The sequence below is a fragment of the Ensifer sp. genome (assembly GCF_031989085.1).
GTDB lineage: Bacteria > Pseudomonadota > Alphaproteobacteria > Rhizobiales > Rhizobiaceae > Ensifer.
The window spans coordinates 2,173,824-2,190,191 of record NZ_DALZXU010000001.1 but is presented as its reverse complement, the minus strand read 5'-3'; the positions used below and the strand labels follow the sequence as shown (position 1 = coordinate 2,190,191).

12 protein-coding genes and 1 riboswitch are annotated in these 16,368 nt (G+C 64.6%); of the genes, 9 read left to right on the top strand and 3 right to left on the bottom strand.

The window, feature by feature from the left end; genetic code table 11:
• Positions 1–68: 68 nt before the first annotated feature.
• From RTP54_RS10635 to aspT, 3 genes are all read right to left on the bottom strand, one after another.
• Positions 69–1,748 (bottom strand): aspartate:alanine exchanger family transporter, encoded by a 1,680-nt coding sequence (locus RTP54_RS10635; RefSeq protein ID WP_112811094.1) that lies wholly within the window; start codon positions 1,746–1,748, stop codon positions 69–71.
• A 199-nt stretch (positions 1,749–1,947) separates the two neighbouring features.
• On the bottom strand, positions 1,948–3,600 hold the full coding sequence (locus RTP54_RS10630) for a bifunctional aspartate transaminase/aspartate 4-decarboxylase (protein WP_112815688.1): 1,653 nt from the start codon (positions 3,598–3,600) through the stop codon (positions 1,948–1,950).
• Positions 3,601–3,655: 55 nt separating this feature from the next.
• Positions 3,656–5,359, bottom strand: a complete 1,704-nt coding sequence (gene aspT, locus RTP54_RS10625; RefSeq protein WP_312362475.1) for an aspartate-alanine antiporter — start codon at positions 5,357–5,359, stop codon at positions 3,656–3,658.
• Between the two features lie 568 nt (positions 5,360–5,927).
• A riboswitch (cobalamin riboswitch) is annotated at positions 5,928–6,144 on the top strand.
• Positions 6,145–6,251: 107 nt separating this feature from the next.
• On the opposite strand from aspT, the gene RTP54_RS10620 reads away from it, so the two are divergent.
• The 9 genes from RTP54_RS10620 to RTP54_RS10580 all read left to right on the top strand — a co-directional run bounded on the left by RTP54_RS10620 (position 6,252) and on the right by RTP54_RS10580 (position 16,360).
• Entirely contained in the window at positions 6,252–6,665 is a 414-nt protein-coding gene (locus RTP54_RS10620; protein ID WP_312362473.1) for a DUF1636 domain-containing protein, read from the top strand.
• A gap of 22 nt (positions 6,666–6,687) precedes the next feature.
• On the top strand, positions 6,688–7,494 hold the full coding sequence (locus RTP54_RS10615; RefSeq protein WP_112833559.1) for an ABC transporter ATP-binding protein: 807 nt from the start codon (positions 6,688–6,690) through the stop codon (positions 7,492–7,494).
• A complete protein-coding gene (locus RTP54_RS10610) occupies positions 7,491–8,444 on the top strand; it encodes an ABC transporter substrate-binding protein (RefSeq protein WP_312362470.1) in 954 nt (317 codons plus the stop codon). The genes RTP54_RS10615 and RTP54_RS10610 overlap by 4 nt, the downstream gene beginning before the upstream one ends.
• 131 nt (positions 8,445–8,575) lie before the next feature.
• Complete coding sequence (locus RTP54_RS10605; protein ID WP_312362468.1) at positions 8,576–9,586, top strand: iron ABC transporter permease; 1,011 nt, start codon at positions 8,576–8,578, stop codon at positions 9,584–9,586.
• Between the two features lie 90 nt (positions 9,587–9,676).
• Positions 9,677–10,237 carry a DUF924 family protein gene (locus RTP54_RS10600; RefSeq protein WP_112811088.1) on the top strand — a complete coding sequence of 187 codons (561 nt, stop codon included), beginning with the start codon at positions 9,677–9,679 and terminating at the stop codon, positions 10,235–10,237.
• A gap of 137 nt (positions 10,238–10,374) precedes the next feature.
• Positions 10,375–13,176, top strand: coding sequence for a mechanosensitive ion channel domain-containing protein (locus RTP54_RS10595; protein WP_409517099.1), 2,802 nt, complete (start codon positions 10,375–10,377; stop codon positions 13,174–13,176).
• Between the two features lie 168 nt (positions 13,177–13,344).
• A complete protein-coding gene (locus RTP54_RS10590; protein ID WP_112811087.1) occupies positions 13,345–13,608 on the top strand; it encodes a hypothetical protein in 264 nt (87 codons plus the stop codon).
• Between the two features lie 327 nt (positions 13,609–13,935).
• On the top strand, positions 13,936–15,525 hold the full coding sequence (locus RTP54_RS10585) for a caspase domain-containing protein (protein ID WP_312362462.1): 1,590 nt from the start codon (positions 13,936–13,938) through the stop codon (positions 15,523–15,525).
• Between the two features lie 85 nt (positions 15,526–15,610).
• On the top strand, positions 15,611–16,360 hold the full coding sequence (locus tag RTP54_RS10580; RefSeq protein ID WP_312362460.1) for an MBL fold metallo-hydrolase: 750 nt from the start codon (positions 15,611–15,613) through the stop codon (positions 16,358–16,360).
• Positions 16,361–16,368 lie beyond the last annotated feature (8 nt).

Sequence of the window (16,368 nt, the reverse complement as noted above, 5' to 3'; positions counted from 1 at the left end):
TTGCGTGCCTGATGTGGAGCGGGCGGGTGGGATAGTGCGCCTCGCATGGCGACAACAGTGGCCTCTGCCTATGCGAGAACGGTGACGAGAACTGCGCCCCAGAGCGCCAGCAGCACGTTGCCGATGGCATAGCCGAGGCCGTAGCCGAGGGTGGGGACCTGGCTTCCGGCTGCTTCCTGCACGGCGGCGAGCGCCGGGGCCGAGGTGCCGGCGCCGCAGCAGGTGCCGGCGAGCACGCCCTCGTTCATCCGGAAGACCCATCGGCCGAGCGCGAGGGCGGCCACGTGCGAGATCACGCAGATCAGCGCGCTGGCGACGACCAGCGCCGGGCCGGACTGCACGAGACCTGCGACGAAACTCGGCCCCGCCGAAATGCCGACGCAGGCGATGAAGGCGCAGAGCCCGACACTATCGAAGAACCACAGCGTTGCCTCCGGCACGAAGCCGAAGGTGCGCCGCGTCGAGCGCAGCCAGCCGGCGACGAGGCCGGCAATCAGCACGCCGACGGCGACGCCGAGGCCGATTTCAAGCGCGCCCAGTTTCAGTGCGGGAATGCCGATCAGACCGCCGAGAAAAATGAAGACGCCGACGAAAACCATGTCGGTCGCGGTCGTCTCGCGATCGGCGTAGCCGAGCAAGGCGGCGGCATCCTCGACATGGCGCCTTGCGCCGGCGATGGACATCACGTCGCCGCGCCTGACCGTCAGCCCGGGAAAGATCGGGATCTTCTGGCCGGCGCGAAGGATCCCGCGCAGGAAGACGGAGCGCGCTTCAGGCCGCTGGTTCAGCTCCCACAGGCGTCTGCCCGCGACCTCCTTGTTCGTCACCACGACGTCGAGGACCTCGACGGGGATATCGAGCAACTCGCGATCGTCGATCTCTGTGCCGATCCGGTCGGCATATTCGACCAGAAAACCGCGAAGCCCGGCAACGGCAATGACGTCGCCGGCGTAGAGGCGCTCCTTGGGCGCCGGGGTGATGATCTCGGTACCGCGCCTGATCTGTTCGATATAGGCCTTCTGCCGCTCGGGAACGCGTGCCTCGGCCTCCTGCACGGTGAGGCCGACGAGATTGTCGCCAACGACGAAGGCGCGCGCCTCGATCTCGCGGCGGGCGCTGTTGCCGGTGTCGTTCGGAGTGATGTTGAGCTCGGCTTCGAGTTCGGCGCAGGCCTCCTTCAGGCTGCGGCCGAACATGCGGGGCGCGAGCTGCGACTGCACGAGGATGGCGCTGACGACGCCGACGAGGTAGGCGACGGCAAAGCCGGTCGCGATGGCGGATTCGAACTGGCTGGCGGCCTCCGGCGTCGGCGCGGTCTTGCGGAACGTGTCGATGGCGACGCCGACCGTTGCCGATTCCGTCGCACCGCCGGCAAGCACGCCGGCCGCCGTGCCGAGGTCGAAGCCGAAGAAGATCGACAGCACGATCGCGGTTGCGAGCGCCACCACGCAGAGCGTCACCGTGACGGCGATTTGCGGCAGCGCGTCGGCGTTCAGGCTCTGGAAGAACTGTGGCCCGGTGCGATAGCCGATGGCGAAGAGGAAGAGCAGGAAGAACGCCTGCTTGACGTCATTGGAGAGCACGGCGCCGGTCTGGCCGATCAACACGCCGGCAAGCAGACATCCGGTAACGGCGCCGATCGTGACGCCGGCGATGGTGATCTTGCCGACCGCATAGCCGATGCCGAGCGCCAGGAACAGGGCGAGTTCCGGATGAGCCCGCAGAATGCTGAACGCCTGTTCGACCACGTGACGATCCTTCGATGTTGCGCGCCTGAGGCTGGTGGGCCGCGCGCCGAATGGGGATGGGCATTCCACGGTATGGGTCGCCTGCAGCCCGCGACAGGTTTTCGGTCGCGCGGGAACGCGGTCGACGAAACGAGGCTTTCAAGCGAGGTGGGGAGGCGACGACGCCGGCCACCTCCCGGCGGCCGGCGTCGTCGTGCGATCAACTGATCGGAAGACCCTTCGACGCCCGGTAGGCCTGAACGTAACCACGCGCCACGGAGCGCACGGCACTGCCGATCTGGGTATAGGCATCGTCGTTGAGGTTGGCGAAGGAGACGCGCGCCGACCAGTTCGGAGCATCGAAACCCGAACCGTTCAAGAGAACGATGCCGTAGTCCTCGGCCAGCCGGAAGGGGATGTCGAGCGGGTGGATGTTCTCCTTGACCCAGTCGACGACGTCCTGGCCGACATATTTGCGCAGCCAGAACTCGAAATCGATGATCCCGTAATAGTGGTCGAAATAGATGCCGGGGTTCGATTCGATGCCCATGCCGTCGACCAGGTTGCGGAACCGCTTGGTGCAGATCGCGATGCAGGCCTTCTGGTAGAGCTTGTCGACATCCTGCAGTTCGACCAGGCTGAACAGCGACATCATCACCTGCTGCGGCAGCGAGAGGCCGGCGGTGTGGTTGAGCGCCACGTCGCGGCTGTCGGCGACGATGCGGTCGATGAACTTGACGGCGCGCGGCGTCTGCGTCATCGCCTTGTAGCGCTTTTCCAGGACCTTCTGCAGCGGCTCGGGATGCGCCTTGATCATCTTGTCGAAGATGTTGTCCTGGGCAACCGCGATCACGCCCAGCCGCCAGCCGGTGCAACCGAAGTATTTCGAGTAGGAGTAGACGCCGATGGTGTTGTGCGGCAGGTGGCCGAGCAGCGACTGGAAGCCGGGCACGAAGGTGCCGTAGACGTCATCGGTCAGGATCATCAGATCCGGCCGCTTGGTGTTGACGAAGTTGACAAGGCGCCCGATCGTATCGGGATCGAGTGCGGCGGCAGACGGGTTGCCCGGGTTGACCAGGAACAACGCCTTCACCTTGGGGTCTTCCAGCGCCTTGATGTCTTCGTCGGTAAACTGGAACCGGTCCTCCTGCTCCGCGCTCATATGCACGGTCTTGAGGTCGTAATCCTCCAGTTCCGGCATTTCGAGATAGGGCGTGAAGATCGGCGTGCCGAGCGCGATCGTGTCGCCGGCGTTGAGCAGGCGCGCGTTCTTCAGCGCCTTGAAGATGTAGCACATGGCGGCGGTGCCGCCCTCGACCGGATAGAGGTCGAATTTCGCGTCGGGCCTGAAGCCCGCGCACATCGCCCACATCAGGTATTCGTGGGTGATCCTCTCATTGTGGTAGAGCGCCCGGTCGGGAACGGGGTAGTTGTCGCCGATGATGCTGTCGGTGAGCTCGTGCACGAAGGCGTCCGCGTCGAAGTTGAAGGCGCGGATGGCGTATTCGACGGCATCGGAAAGCGTCTTGGCCGGCAGTTCGCCGTCGTCTTCCTCGTCCCAGTGGGCGGCCATCTGGAGCTGCTTCTTGATCCACTTCTGGAACCGTTGATAGGCGCCGTCGCGCGCCGGCATGCCGGCCACGCCGGCTTTCGGATCAAAGGAGGTGCGCTTGGCCTCGGTGATGGCGAACTGGCCGAGCAGGAAGAACGCTTCACGCGCCCTGGTCGCCGTCCAGTTGGGGTTGCCGCGGCCGGCATTGAGGAATGCCTTGGCGGATTTTTCGGCGTTCGTCCTGGCGAGCTTGATCAGCTCGTCCTTGATCTCGAACGGGCTGAGCTCGGATAGACTGTCGTAGAATTTTCTGTCCAACATGAATCACACTCCCCTAATCGAAGTTGTCTTGTGTCTTTGAACGTTTGTCTCGAACTCATGGCCCGCCTGACGGAGCCAGCATGATGACGATGACCAGGCCGAAGATGGTCAGAAGTGTATTGCCGATGGCATAGGGCATGCCGTAGCCAAGTGCCGGCACCTTGCTCTTGGCAGCCTCCTGGATCATGCCGAGCGCGGCCGTCGTCGTGCGCACGCCGGCACAGGCGCCAAACAGGATCGCCGGATGGAAGCGGAACACGTAGTGGCCGAGCAGCACCGAGGCGATCATCGGTACGGAGGTCGCCACGATGCCCCAGATCAGGAGGGATATGCCGACTTCCTGCAAGCCGGCGACGAAGCCGGGGCCGGCGCCGATGCCGACGACGGCGATGAAGATGTTGAGGCCCAGCGTATTGAGGAGCCAGAGGGCGGGGCTCGGAATGCGGCCGAAGGCAGGGTAGGTGGTGCGCAGCCACCCAAGGACGAGGCCGGCAAGCAGCGCGCCGCCCGAGGTCGAAAGGCCGATCGGTATGCCGCCGATGGTGATCGTGAGGGCGCCGATCATGGCGCCGACGAAGAGACCCCAGCCGAGGAAGGCGATGTCGGTGGTCTCGACCGGGCGATCGGCAAAGCCCAGCGCCTTGATCGCCGCTTCGACATGGGCCTTGGCGCCGCCGATGGTGACGATGTCGCCCCGTTCGACGGTCGTTCCCGGCAGCACCGGGATCTCGACCAGCGAGCGAACGATCTTGCGGGCGTAGACGCCGCGCGCCCAGTCCATGGTGCTGACTTCGGCAAGCGTCTTGCCGGCAAGCGCCTTGCTCGTCACGTAGACGTCGAGCACCTCGGCCTCGGCGTTGAGCAGTTCCTTGTCCTCGACCTCGAGGAGCTTGGAATCGAGGTGTTCGACGAGCAGGGCGCGCCGGCCCGAGAAGGCGACGACGTCGCCCGGCTGCAGCACGGTGTTGCCGTCCGCCTCGATGATCTGGCCGCCGCGACGCACGCGCTCGACGAAGACGCGGATGCCGGGCAGCAGGTTCCTGACCGGCGTTCCCGTGAGCCCGCTCGCCTCGTCGACGCGATAGGCCCTCAGGCCGAAATCGTGATAGGCGTGGGTGATCCCCGGTTCGCTCGCCACGGTGCCGCCACCGAGCTTTGCCTCATACTCCCGGCAGGCGGCCGGCAGGTCGATGCCGAGCATCTTGGGCCCGAGCTGGGCCAGGATGATGGCCGAGCCGATCGTGCCCCAGATGTAGGTGACCGCATAGGCGATCGGGATCTGGTCGGTATAGGTCTTGGCCTGTTCGGGCGTCAGCCCCATCGCGTTGATCTGGTCGCTGGCAACGCCGATCGCCGCCGAAATCGTCTGCGAACCCGCATACATGCCGGCGCCGTAGCCAAGCGGCAGGCCGGCAACGAGCGCGCACAGATAGGGCACGATCAGGCACAGCACGAGGACCGAAAGCGCAAAGAGGATCTGTTTCGGCCCATCCGTGCTCAGGCCGCGAACGAATTGCGGGCCGACGCCGTAGCCGACGGCAAACAGGAAGAGGAGGAACAGGGTCGACTTCAGGTCGCCCGAAACCTGGATCCCCAGCTGTCCGATGACGACGCCGGCCAGAAGCGTGGCCGTGACATTTCCGAGATTGAACCCGGCGATCTTGATCGGACCGATCAGAAAGCCGATGCCGAGCGCCAGAAAAACGGCGACCGGCGGATAGGTACGCAGGGTATCAACAAAAAAGTCTATCGGATTCACCGTCATCCCCTTCAAGAAACTCGTCGTATTCGGGAGGTACGCGGACAGGCTGGATGCTACGTCGCAGGCGCATTCGTTTCGCTGCCGCGCGATCTCGGGCAAGCTCGGCCCACGTCGTTGCGCGTCTGCTGATGCACGGTCTTTTCACCTGGAAGCACATCACTGATTGTGGCTGTCTTCAAGTACGTAACAGTAACGGACGACGTTACCGGGGAGGCGGGCGGCGCACAGCCAGAACGGTCGGCAAGTCCCGCCGTCGTTATCTCTTCGTCGGGCCACGACGTGATGCGGCGCCGCGCTGAGCGTCGGCTGCTCTTGTCGTTCATCCCGCCGATCGCCTGGACGTAACCTTCGTCGGTTCACGTTAGGGAAGCCCGAGCCTTTCGTCGTCAGGGTGAGGCGTGCCGGCTTGGCATGGCGGCCCGACCGAGCGTCGACATTATCCCGACAAAGGCATTTTAGGCTTGCGCATCGTAATGATATTACATAACCAATCTGCATGAAAATATGCCGCATGTTGATAGGCCCGAGCCGATCCGTCCCGCCGGTTGTCACCTCCGTCGAAGTGTGCGACGAAGGGCGTGATGGTGCTGCGAGCGCGACAATGCGCAAGCGGCTGAAAAGGGAACACGGAGCGGACGACCCAATAGGGGCCGAAACCGTGGCTGCCCCCGCAACTGTGAGCGGAAAGCGCATTCACACCCTGTCACTGGCGTTAAGCCGGGAAGACGTGGATGCGCAGAGACCCGCGAGCCAGGAGACCTGCCATCGAACCGATCAACCACAACGGACGGGGTGTTCCGATGGACAAGAACTGGTTTTTGCGCGACGGCCATCCGTCATCACATCGCTATGCCACATTCTCTCCGGCTCGCTCCGGCGGAGAGCAAGCATGGCGACACCGGCATCCCGACAGCACAAGATAACGGTCTGCACCGATTGCCGCTTCACCGGCGGCCCCTGCCGGCCGGGCGCGGATCTCATCCAGCGGCTGAACCGCAGCATCGCGGCCCTCGGCGCGCCGCTTGACCGGGATTTTTCCATTGCCGGCACAGTCTGCATGGCGGGCTGCACCAGGCCGTGCACCGTCGCCTTCCAGGCCACCGGAAAGGCGACCTATCTCTTCGGCGACATCTCGCCCGATGAGGATATCGACGATCTCGTCTCCTTTGCGACGACCTATGCCGGGCGCGATGACGGCATGACGCGGGCGGCCGAGCGGCCGCGCGGGCTTTCCGGCAAGACGCTGGCGCGCATTCCGGCAGCGCTGCTCGTCTCAGAAGACAGCGGCGGGCACTTCCAATGAGTGCGCACGGGGGGACGAGCCGATGAGTTGCACCGCAAGAGGGGCCGGCCTTCGGGTTCGCTGCCTTGACTGGGGCCCACGCCCGGACCTGAAGCTCGTCCGCGAGGTGGATTTTGCCATTGCGCCCGGCAGCCGGCTTGCCATTCTCGGCCCGAACGGTGCCGGCAAGACCTCGCTGTTGCGCTGCCTCTATCGCTCGGCCCGGCCGACGGCCGGCGTGGTCGAGGTCGATGGCGTCGACGTCTGGTCGATGACGGCGCGCGAGGCGGCCAGGATCATCGCCGTCGTGCTGCAGGAAATGCCGAGCGATTTTCCCTTCAGCGTGCGTGACGTGGTGATGATGGGCCGCATCCCCAGGCGCGAGGGCATGAGCGGCTGGACTGCCCGTGACCGCGAGACGGTGGCGCATGCGCTCGAGCATCTCGATCTGACCCAGCTTGCCGGGCGGCAATTCTCGACGCTTTCGGGCGGCGAGAAGCAGCGCGTGCTGATTGCCCGGGCGCTCGCCCAGGAGCCGCGCGTCATCATCCTCGACGAACCGACCAATCATCTCGACATCCGTCACCAGCTCGAAATCCTCGAGCTGCTCCAGACGCTGCAGCTGACGATCGTCACCACGCTGCACGACATCAACCTGGCCGCCGAATTCGCCACCGACGTGGCGATCCTGACGGAGGGCCGCATGACGGTCTTCGGCGCGCCGGAAGACGTGCTCAACCCGCAGGCACTTTCCTCCGCCTTCGGCGTCACCGCCACCGCGCACAGCAACGCCGTTACCAACGGCGCGCGTTTTTCCTTTTCACTCGCTCGACAGGAATTGATTTCATGAAGACACTTTTTGCCGGTTCAGCCCTTTTGCTGCTGACGCTCGCCGCCACGCCGGCGCTCGCCTATCCCGTCACCGTCAAGAGCTGCAATCGCGACGTGACCTTCGATGCAGCACCCAAGCGCGCCGTCTCCAACGACGTCAACCTCACCGAAATGATGCTGGCCCTGAAGCTGCAGGACCGCATGGTCGGCTATACCGGGGTCTCCGGCTGGAAGACACTGGATGAAAAGCTGCGCGAAGGCGTCAAGGCGCTGCCGGAGCTTTCGGAAAAATACCCGACCAAGGAAGTGCTGCTCAATGCGGATGCCGACTTCTACTTCGCCGGCTGGAACTACGGCATGAAGGTCGGCGGCGAGGTCACGCCGGACACGCTTCAGCCTTTCAAGATCAATGTCTACGAGCTGACCGAATCCTGCATCCACATCATGGCCAAGGGCAAGCCAACGATGGACGACATGTTCGTCGACCTGCTCAATCTCGGCCTGATCTTCGGCGTCGAGGACCAGGCCAAGGCGCTCGTCGACGGCTATCGCCGCGATCTCGACAAGATCACTGCGGATGTGGGTGCGATCGAGCGGCCGACGCGCGTCTTCGTCTATGATTCCGGCGAGGAGAAGCCGTTCACGTCGGGTCGTTTCGGCATACCCACAGCGATGATCGAGGCGGCCGGCGGCGTCAACGTCATGGACGACGTGGAGAAGAGCTGGACCGAGATTTCCTGGGAGCCGGTGATCGACAAGAACCCGGAGGTGGTGGTGATCGTCAACTACGGCGAGGTGACCGCCGAGCAGAAGATTGCCTTCATGAAAAGCAATCCCGCCTTCAAAGCCATCGATGCCGTCAAGAACGACCGCTTCGTGGTGCTCGACTATGTCGAGGCGACGCCCGGCCCGCGCAACATCGATGCCATCGCCCGCCTTGCCAAGGCGTTTCACGGGCAGGCGATGTAAGCGACCGGCTGGCGCAGGATCCCCAAGGTCGGCATCGACCCCGGGGATATCGACCTCGGGGATAACATGCGGGCGTGCGCGATGCGGCTCACGTCCGCCCCCTATCGGCAATCCAGGATCTGGGACAGACTGTGAAGATCACGACCGCCATTCTCGCGGCGCTGCTGTTGTTGTGCCTGACGATCACCGCCGCCGTCTCGCTCGGCTCGGCGCCCATCCCGGTTTCGACCGTCTGGTCGATCATCGCCTCGAAACTGTCTCCCGGCAGCGTCGAGGTCGCCTGGTCGGCGGGGCGCGAAAGCATCGTGTGGGACGTGCGACTGCCGCGCGTCGTGCTGGCCGGGCTGGTGGGGGCGGGGCTGGCGCTGACCGGCGCCGTGCTGCAGTCCGTCACCCGCAATCCGCTCGCAGACCCGCACCTGCTCGGCGTTTCCTCCGGCGGCGCTCTCGGCGCCATCATAGCGCTGCTGCATACCGGCCTCATCCTCGGCCTTGCCACGGTGCCGCTGTTTGCCTTTGCCGGGGCCCTTGTCGCCACCGCGCTTGTCGCATTGGTGACGCGGGTGCTCGGCAGCAATGCCGACAGGCTGGTGCTGTCGGGCGTGGCCGTCGCCTTCACCTTGACTTCGGTCGGCAACCTTATGATTTTCCTCGGAGATCCCCGTGCGGTGCACACAGTGATCTTCTGGATGCTCGGCGGTCTTGGGCTGGCGCAATGGCCGCATCTGATCTATCCCGCCGCGGTGCTTTGCGCCTGTCTCGGCTATCTGGTGCTGCGGGCGCGTGAGATCAACGCGCTCGCCATGGGCGACGAGACGGCGACGACGCTCGGCATTCCCGTGCGCCGGTTTCGCCTGGTGCTCTTCGTCGTCACTGCACTTCTGACCGGCGTGATGGTGGCGTTTTCGGGCGCGATCGGGTTCGTCGGCCTGATGGTGCCGCATTTCGTCCGGTTGTTTGCCGGCAGCGACAATGTCCGGGTCATCCCGCTTTCGGCCTTTGTCGGCGCCCTGGTGCTGATCTGGGCGGACCTGTTTTCCCGCGTCGTCATGGCGCCCGAGGACATGCCGATCGGCGTCGTCACCGGGCTCGTCGGCGGCATCGCCTTTATTGCCATTCTGAAGCAGCGCAAGGTGGTGTAAGGCAATCGGGATGGACACGGCGCGATTGCCGCCTATCTCATGGGGCATCTCCCCGGCGGCAATCGGATTACTTTAAGACATGAGGAGCGAATGACGTATCACGCTGAGGCCTGCACTCCGGATGAAGTCCTGAAATTCTGGTTCGAGGAATTGTCGCTCGACCACTGGTTCAAGCCGACGCGCGAGCTGGACGAGCATTGCTACCAGCGCTTCCAGGCGTCGCACCTGGCGCTCGCCAGGGAGATCGGCGATGTCTGGCGGGCGACGCCGGAAAACCGGCTGGCGGCGATCGTGCTTCTCGATCAGCTGCCGCGCAACATGTACAGGGGCACGCCGCTTGCCTTTGCCACCGACGGCCTGGCGCTCAGGGAGGCCAAGCTCGCCGTCGGCGCCGGTGCCGACATGGCGGTCAAGCCGGAGTGGCGGGCGTTCTTCTACATGCCGTTCGAGCATTCTGAGAACCTTGTCGACCAGACCATGGCGGTGAAGCTCTTCAACGAACTCGGCGATCCCATGTATATCGACTATGCGATCCGGCATCGCGAGGTGATCGAGCAGTTCGGACGCTTTCCGCATCGCAATGCCTTCGTCGGGCGGACATCGACGGCGGCGGAGCTCGCGTATCTGGCGCAGCCGGGTGCAGGATTCTGACGGTTTCTGAGGGCGCGAAGGCATGTTTTCCCATGCCTTTGCATCTTTCCGCCGTCTTTCGTATTCAAACCGCATTGTGACGACGGCTCCGGCGATTCCGCATCGGGGCCATCTCTGGGCTTTCGAGGGGTTTGAAATTGCATTTCGTGGGAAAGTTGCTCGCCGTTTCCGTCTGCCTGCTGTCGCTGGCCGGTGCCGGCGCCGTCGTGGCGCAAAACGCCCAGCCGGCGCAGACGACGCAACCTGCCGAGACCCCCGCAAAGGCACCGGCCCAGGCCGGCAATCAGCCCGCGCAAGGCAATGCCCAACCGGCTCAAGGTAGCACCCAGCCGGCGCAAGGCAGTGCCCAGCCCGCTCAGAACGCGCAACCGGCCGCCGACAACAAGGGTCAGCCGGCACCGGCCGCGCAGCAGCCCGCGACCGCCGCAGGCCAACCGGCGCAAACGCCTGCGACACCGGCGCAGCCGAGCGATGCGGTCAGTGCGGCCGAAGCCGGGCAGAGCCAGACCGCCGAGCAGCTTGCCACGGCTGCCAAGGAACTGAAGCGCCTGAAGGACCTGATCGCCAAGGCCAGCGACGACGATACCCTGCTTGCCGGATACAAGGTGGAGGTCGATGCCGTTGCCAAGCAGATCATCGCGACCTCGATCGCCACGCGTCCGCGGCTCGACGAGATCAAGGCGCGGCTCACCGAACTCGGCGATCCGCCGGGCGAGGGACAACCGCCCGAGGCCGACATCGTCACATCGGAACGCAAGCGGCTCCTGGCCGAGCGCGGCGAGATCAATGCGCTGACGGGCGAGGCTGAAAATCTCTCGGTCCAGGCGACCAAGCTGTCGAACGCGATCACGGCGACGCGGCGCGCGCTGTTTTCCAACACCTTGCTCAAGAATACCGACGTTTCGATCGAAATGTTCGACGAGGCTCTGTCGGCGACGATCAACGAGACCAAGGTCTTGTCGCGCAGCACGACGAGCTGGCTGACATTCGTGTGGAACTACAAGCGTATCCCGCTTCTGACCGCGCTGTTCCTGTCGATCTGCGCAGCCCTCATCTTCCTTGTCGGCAGCAATCGGCTGTTTTCACCCTATATCCATCACGACAAGTCCGATGAGGAGCCGAGCTATATGAGGCGCCTGTCGGTCGCCTTCTGGTCGACGCTCATTCCGACCCTGTCGACCGCTGCCTTTGCCGTCTCGAGCTTCCTGTTCCTGCGCAGTTTCAACGTGCTGCGCTCCGACATCACGCCGATCATCGCGATCGCGCTTGCGGTGACGGTCGTCGGGTTCTTCGTCACGACGCTTGCCAATGCGGTGTTGTCGCCGAAGGATTCGCGCTGGCGGCTGGTGCGGGTGTCCGATCGCGGCGCCAATGTCCTCCTGATCACCATCTTCGCCATGGCGCTGGTCAATGGGCTCGACTACATGTTCGGCGGCATCAGCGAGGCGCTCGGCTCGCCGGTGGTGCTGACCGTCGTCAAGAGCTTCATCGCCTCCGTCGTCATCGGTCTTATCATCATCGCTTCGGCCTGGATCAAGCCGACACTGAAGCGTGACGAGCCGTTCGACGCGCCGGGACATCCCTGGCCGCGCATCGTCTCGATCATCCTGGTGCTGACGGGGGCTTCGCTGATCATCGCGGCCGCCACCGGCTATGTCGGCCTGTCGCGCTTCATCGCCACCCAGATCATCATCACCGGCGCGATCCTGGTGATGATGTATATCGGCTTCCTCACCGGCAAGGCGGTCTCGCGCCAGGGCGCCTTTGCCGAAACCGCGGCCGGGCGCTATCTCGAGCGCCGCTTCAAGCTCGAGCAGGTCGGGCTCGACCAGGTGGGGCTGGCCGCCGGGCTCGGCATCTATGCGCTCGTCGCCCTTTTCTTCATTCCGCTGATCCTCCTGCAGTGGGGCTTCCAGGTCGCAGACATCGAATCCTGGACCTATCGCGCCGTCACCGAGATCAAGATCGGCACCATCACCATCTCGCTCATGGGCATCATGGCGGGCGTGCTGTTCTTCGCGCTTGGCTATGTCGTCACCCGCTGGGTGCAGCGCTGGATCGACGGCAACATCATGGCGCGCAGCCGGGTGGATGCCGGCGTCAGGAACTCGATCCGCACCGGCATCGGCTATGTCGGCGTCGGCCTTGCGGGCCTCATCGGCCTGTCGGCGGCCGGCATCGATCTTTCCAACCTTGCGCTGGTCGCCGGTGCTCTCTCGCTCGGCGTCGGTTTCGGCCTGCAGAACATCGTCTCGAATTTCGTCTCGGGCCTCATCCTGTTGGTCGAGCGCCCGTTCAAGGTCGGCGACTGGATCGTCAGCGGCACGACGGAAGGCTTCGTCAAGCGCATCTCCGTGCGCGCCACCGAGATCGAGACTTTCCAGCACCAGTCGATCATGATGCCGAACTCGCTGCTGATCAACGCGTCGGTCGGCAACTGGACGCACCGCAACAAGCTCGGCCGCTCCGAGATCGCCATCACCGTCACCTATGCCAGCGAGCCGCGCCGGATCATGGATCTGCTCGCCGAAATCGCCGGTGCGCACCCGATGGTGCTGAAGAACCCGTCGCCAACCGTCGGCTTCACCGCCTTTGGCGAGGACCGCATGACCTTCGAACTCCGGATCTACGTGGCCGACGTGCTGACGGGCGGCGGCGTGCGCAACGACCTGCGTGTCGCAATCTACGAGCGCTTCCGTGATGAGGGGATCGGTGCGCCGTTCCCGGTAAAGATCGAGGACGTTCCGATCGAAAGCCAGACCGGTATCGAGAGCCACGAACCCGAAGCGGTCGGAGAGCCCAAGGGCGCCACGTCCGCCGACGAGAAGGCTGCCGCGTCTAAAAAGGAAGCGGCTTCGGCAGCGCCGCTCGACGAAGACAGCGAGGCGGAAGGCAGCAAGCGCCGCGCCTCCAGCCGCCGCTCGAACCCCAACCGCTGATAAACGGAGCGTTCAGCCGCTATTCAGCCTGCCCGAGATAAAAAGCATGCAATTCTTCTTTTGACGGTCTAGGCTGTCAGGGGCTGAAGAGGTGGCAGGAGCCATCGTCGCTGATCCGACGGGGCGGCCTGCTGTGCAAAAGGGCGGCGCTGCATGCGTCGATGGGCGATGAAGACATTTGTGATTGCTTTGCTTTCCGGCGTGCTGGCGGCAGGGGCGGTTTCGGCCGCGACCGTCACGAACAAGGATGGCGAGACCGCTGTTCTGGTTGTCGTCGAGGGCGAAAGCCGCATGGAAGTGGCGATCGGTTCGGGTGCAACCGAGATGATCTGCCCCAGCGGATGCTTCGTGACCACGCCGAGCGGCGACCGCATCGGCCTGCAGGGCGACGAGAATGTCGAGATCGTCAACGGTTCGGCGATCGTCAAGTAAGCGCATACTCTTCAACGGATTTCAGAACGGCGTCGGGGGCAACCGGCGCCGTTTTCCGTTTCGCGCCTTGTCTTGCAATGCCTAGGCCGAATGGGCGAGGGCGCGCTAATTCCATTTGGCGATTGAATGAAACGACGCGAACGCCCGTTATTGCCTGTAGGCACGCGGGCCCGGATCTTGTCTCACGATCGCAGCCCCGGCCGCAGACCGGCCGCATTGACAGGGGGCGAATTGGATCGCACGCTCCTGGTGATCTGCCGATGTGCAGCGGCGGGGCAGGCGACTTTCATGGGGGGCACGGGTGCCATGTCCCCGGGGGTGTAGGACATGCATTGCCTTCGCATGGTCATCACGATCGTCCTGATGCTGATCTCATCGCAGGCGCTTGCCGCCAAGCGGGTCGCTCTGGTCATCGGCAATTCCGCCTATCAGCATGTGCCGATGCTGCCCAACCCCGACAACGACGCCGGCGACATGGCCGCCAAGCTGAAGGCGCTCGGCTTCGAGGTCGTCGTCGGGCGCGACCTCGACCTTTCCGGCGTGCGCCGCACGGTTCGCGATTTCGTCGGCAAGCTCGACGGCGCAGACCTTGCATTGTTCTATTATGCCGGCCACGGCCTGCAGGTGAATGGGGAGAACTATATCGCCCCCGTCGACGCCAGGCTCACCTCCTATATCGACCTCGAATTCGAGGCGGTGCCGATGAACCTCGTGCTTTCGGCGATGGAGCGCGAGACGCGGGTCAACCTAGTCTTCCTCGATGCCTGCCGCGACAATCCGCTGGCGGTCAACCTGGCCCGCTCGATGGGTACGCGCTCGAGCTCGATCGGCCGGGGGCTTGCCAAGGTCGGCACCGGCGTCGGCTCGCTGATCGCCTTTGCCACCCAGCCCGGCAATGTCGCGCTCGATGGCGCCGGGCGCAACTCGCCCTTCACCGCCGCTCTGTTGCGACACCTCGGCAAGCCCGGCCGGGACATCACCCGCGAACTGACCGACGTGCGCCGCGACGTGCTGGAGGCGACCGATGGCAAGCAGGTGCCCTGGGACAGCTCTTCGCTGACCGGCGAAGTGGTGCTGAACCCGGCCACAGCGCCGCTTGCCGCAACGGCCGGCAGCGGCGGTGCGGCCGAGCTTGCCTATTGGGAGACGATCAAGGAGGCGAGCGACCGCGATCTCTTCGATGCCTATCTCCAGCAATATCCCGATGGTACCTTTGCTTCGCTGGCAAGGGCGAAGATCCGGATCATCGAGCGCGCGGCCGGCGGCGAGGCTGCCGCTGCGCTGCAGGGCGCGATGAAACCGCAGCCGCAGGCCGGGCAGCCGGATGAGCTGGCCGCGCTGACGCCACCACCGCAAGCCGCTGCCACGGCGCTTCAGGCCGTCGAGCCGGACCGCGAACTGGTGCGCTCCGTGCAGAAGGAACTCAATCGGATCGGCTGCCGCGCCGGCAGCGAAGACGGGCTCTGGGGGCTCGGCAGTCGCCGGGCGCTGGAGCAGTTTTCCAAACTCACCAAGGTCGAGCTTGCCGCGCTCGAGCCGACCGGCGATGTGCTGGAACGATTGCGGGCGCACAAGACGCGGATCTGTCCACTCGTCTGCACGCAAAGCCAGCAACTGAAGGGCGGCCGTTGCGTCGACATCAAGCGCGAGGCCAAGCTGCCCGAACCGTCGAAGGCGCGCAGCACCGACGAGATGCCCGCCAGGAAGGCGCCTTCCAACACCATCACGGCGCCCGATGACGCCAAGAAGAAGAGCTATGCCAATTGCCCGGCGAGCGCCCAGATGGCCGCGCGCGAGACGCTCGCCCGGCGCTCTGGCCGGGGCCGCACGTCGATGAGCGCCATCCATACCTGCGGCCGCACCTTTGCCTGCACCAGGGCAGCACGCGGACAGCCTTGGGATTGCAACTGGCGATAGCCGCATTTCGGGGCTTGATTTTGTCGTCGCAATGGCAACGATCCGGCGACCGTCAAATGCCGGATGTCGCCAGAGGATGCGCCCCATGAAACTGCAGTTGATCCGCAACGCCACCCTGAAGCTCGACTATGCCGGTCGGACCGTGCTGATCGATCCTTATCTCGCGCCAAAACACAGCCTGCCGTCCTTTGCCAACCGGTCGGAAAACCCGATGGTCGACCTTCCCGTTGCGATCGAACAGATCCTCGCCGGCGTCGAAATGGTGATCGTCTCGCATCTGCATTCCGACCATTTCGACGACGTCGCCAAGCAGCGCCTGCCGAAAGACCTGCCGATCTTCTGTCAGCCGGGCGACGAAGGCGAGATCCGCGCCGCGGGCTTTACCGATGTCACGCCGCTCGTCGATCGCGCCACATGGCAGGGGCTGACGCTGACCCGGCGCGAAGGCAGCCACGGTCTTGGACCCGTTGTCGAACTGATGGGCCAGGTGATGGGCTTGACGATCGAGGCCGAAGGCGAGCCGTCGATCTATTGGACCGGGGACACTGTCCTTTATCCGCCGGTTGCAGATGCGATCGCGCAGACGAAGCCCGACATCATCGTCACCCATTCCTGCGGCGCGCGCTGGGATGGCGACCTGATCGTCATGGATGCCGAACAGACAGTTGCCGTCTGCGAGCAATCCGGCGATGCGGTGGTGATCGCCACCCACATGGAAGCGCTCGACCATGCAACGATCAGCCGGCAGGACCTGAGCGCCGCCGCAAAGGCGCGGGGCATCTCGGCGTCGAAGCTGCGAATCCCCGCCGATGGCGAGACACTCGCACTCGACTGACCGGCCCC

Bases quoted from the DNA above. Each gene is read 5' to 3' on its own strand.
- RTP54_RS10615 (WP_112833559.1), top strand. From the start codon at position 6,688: ATGAGTTGCACCGCAAGAGGGGCCGGCCTTCGGGTTCGCTGCCTTGAC.
- RTP54_RS10630 (WP_112815688.1), bottom strand. From the start codon at position 3,600: ATGTTGGACAGAAAATTCTACGACAGTCTATCCGAGCTCAGCCCGTTC.
- RTP54_RS10585 (WP_312362462.1), top strand. From the start codon at position 13,936: ATGCATTGCCTTCGCATGGTCATCACGATCGTCCTGATGCTGATCTCA.
- RTP54_RS10610 (WP_312362470.1), top strand. From the start codon at position 7,491: ATGAAGACACTTTTTGCCGGTTCAGCCCTTTTGCTGCTGACGCTCGCC.
- RTP54_RS10600 (WP_112811088.1), top strand. From the start codon at position 9,677: ATGACGTATCACGCTGAGGCCTGCACTCCGGATGAAGTCCTGAAATTC.
- RTP54_RS10590 (WP_112811087.1), top strand. From the start codon at position 13,345: ATGAAGACATTTGTGATTGCTTTGCTTTCCGGCGTGCTGGCGGCAGGG.
- RTP54_RS10620 (WP_312362473.1), top strand. From the start codon at position 6,252: ATGGCGACACCGGCATCCCGACAGCACAAGATAACGGTCTGCACCGAT.
- RTP54_RS10580 (WP_312362460.1), top strand. From the start codon at position 15,611: ATGAAACTGCAGTTGATCCGCAACGCCACCCTGAAGCTCGACTATGCC.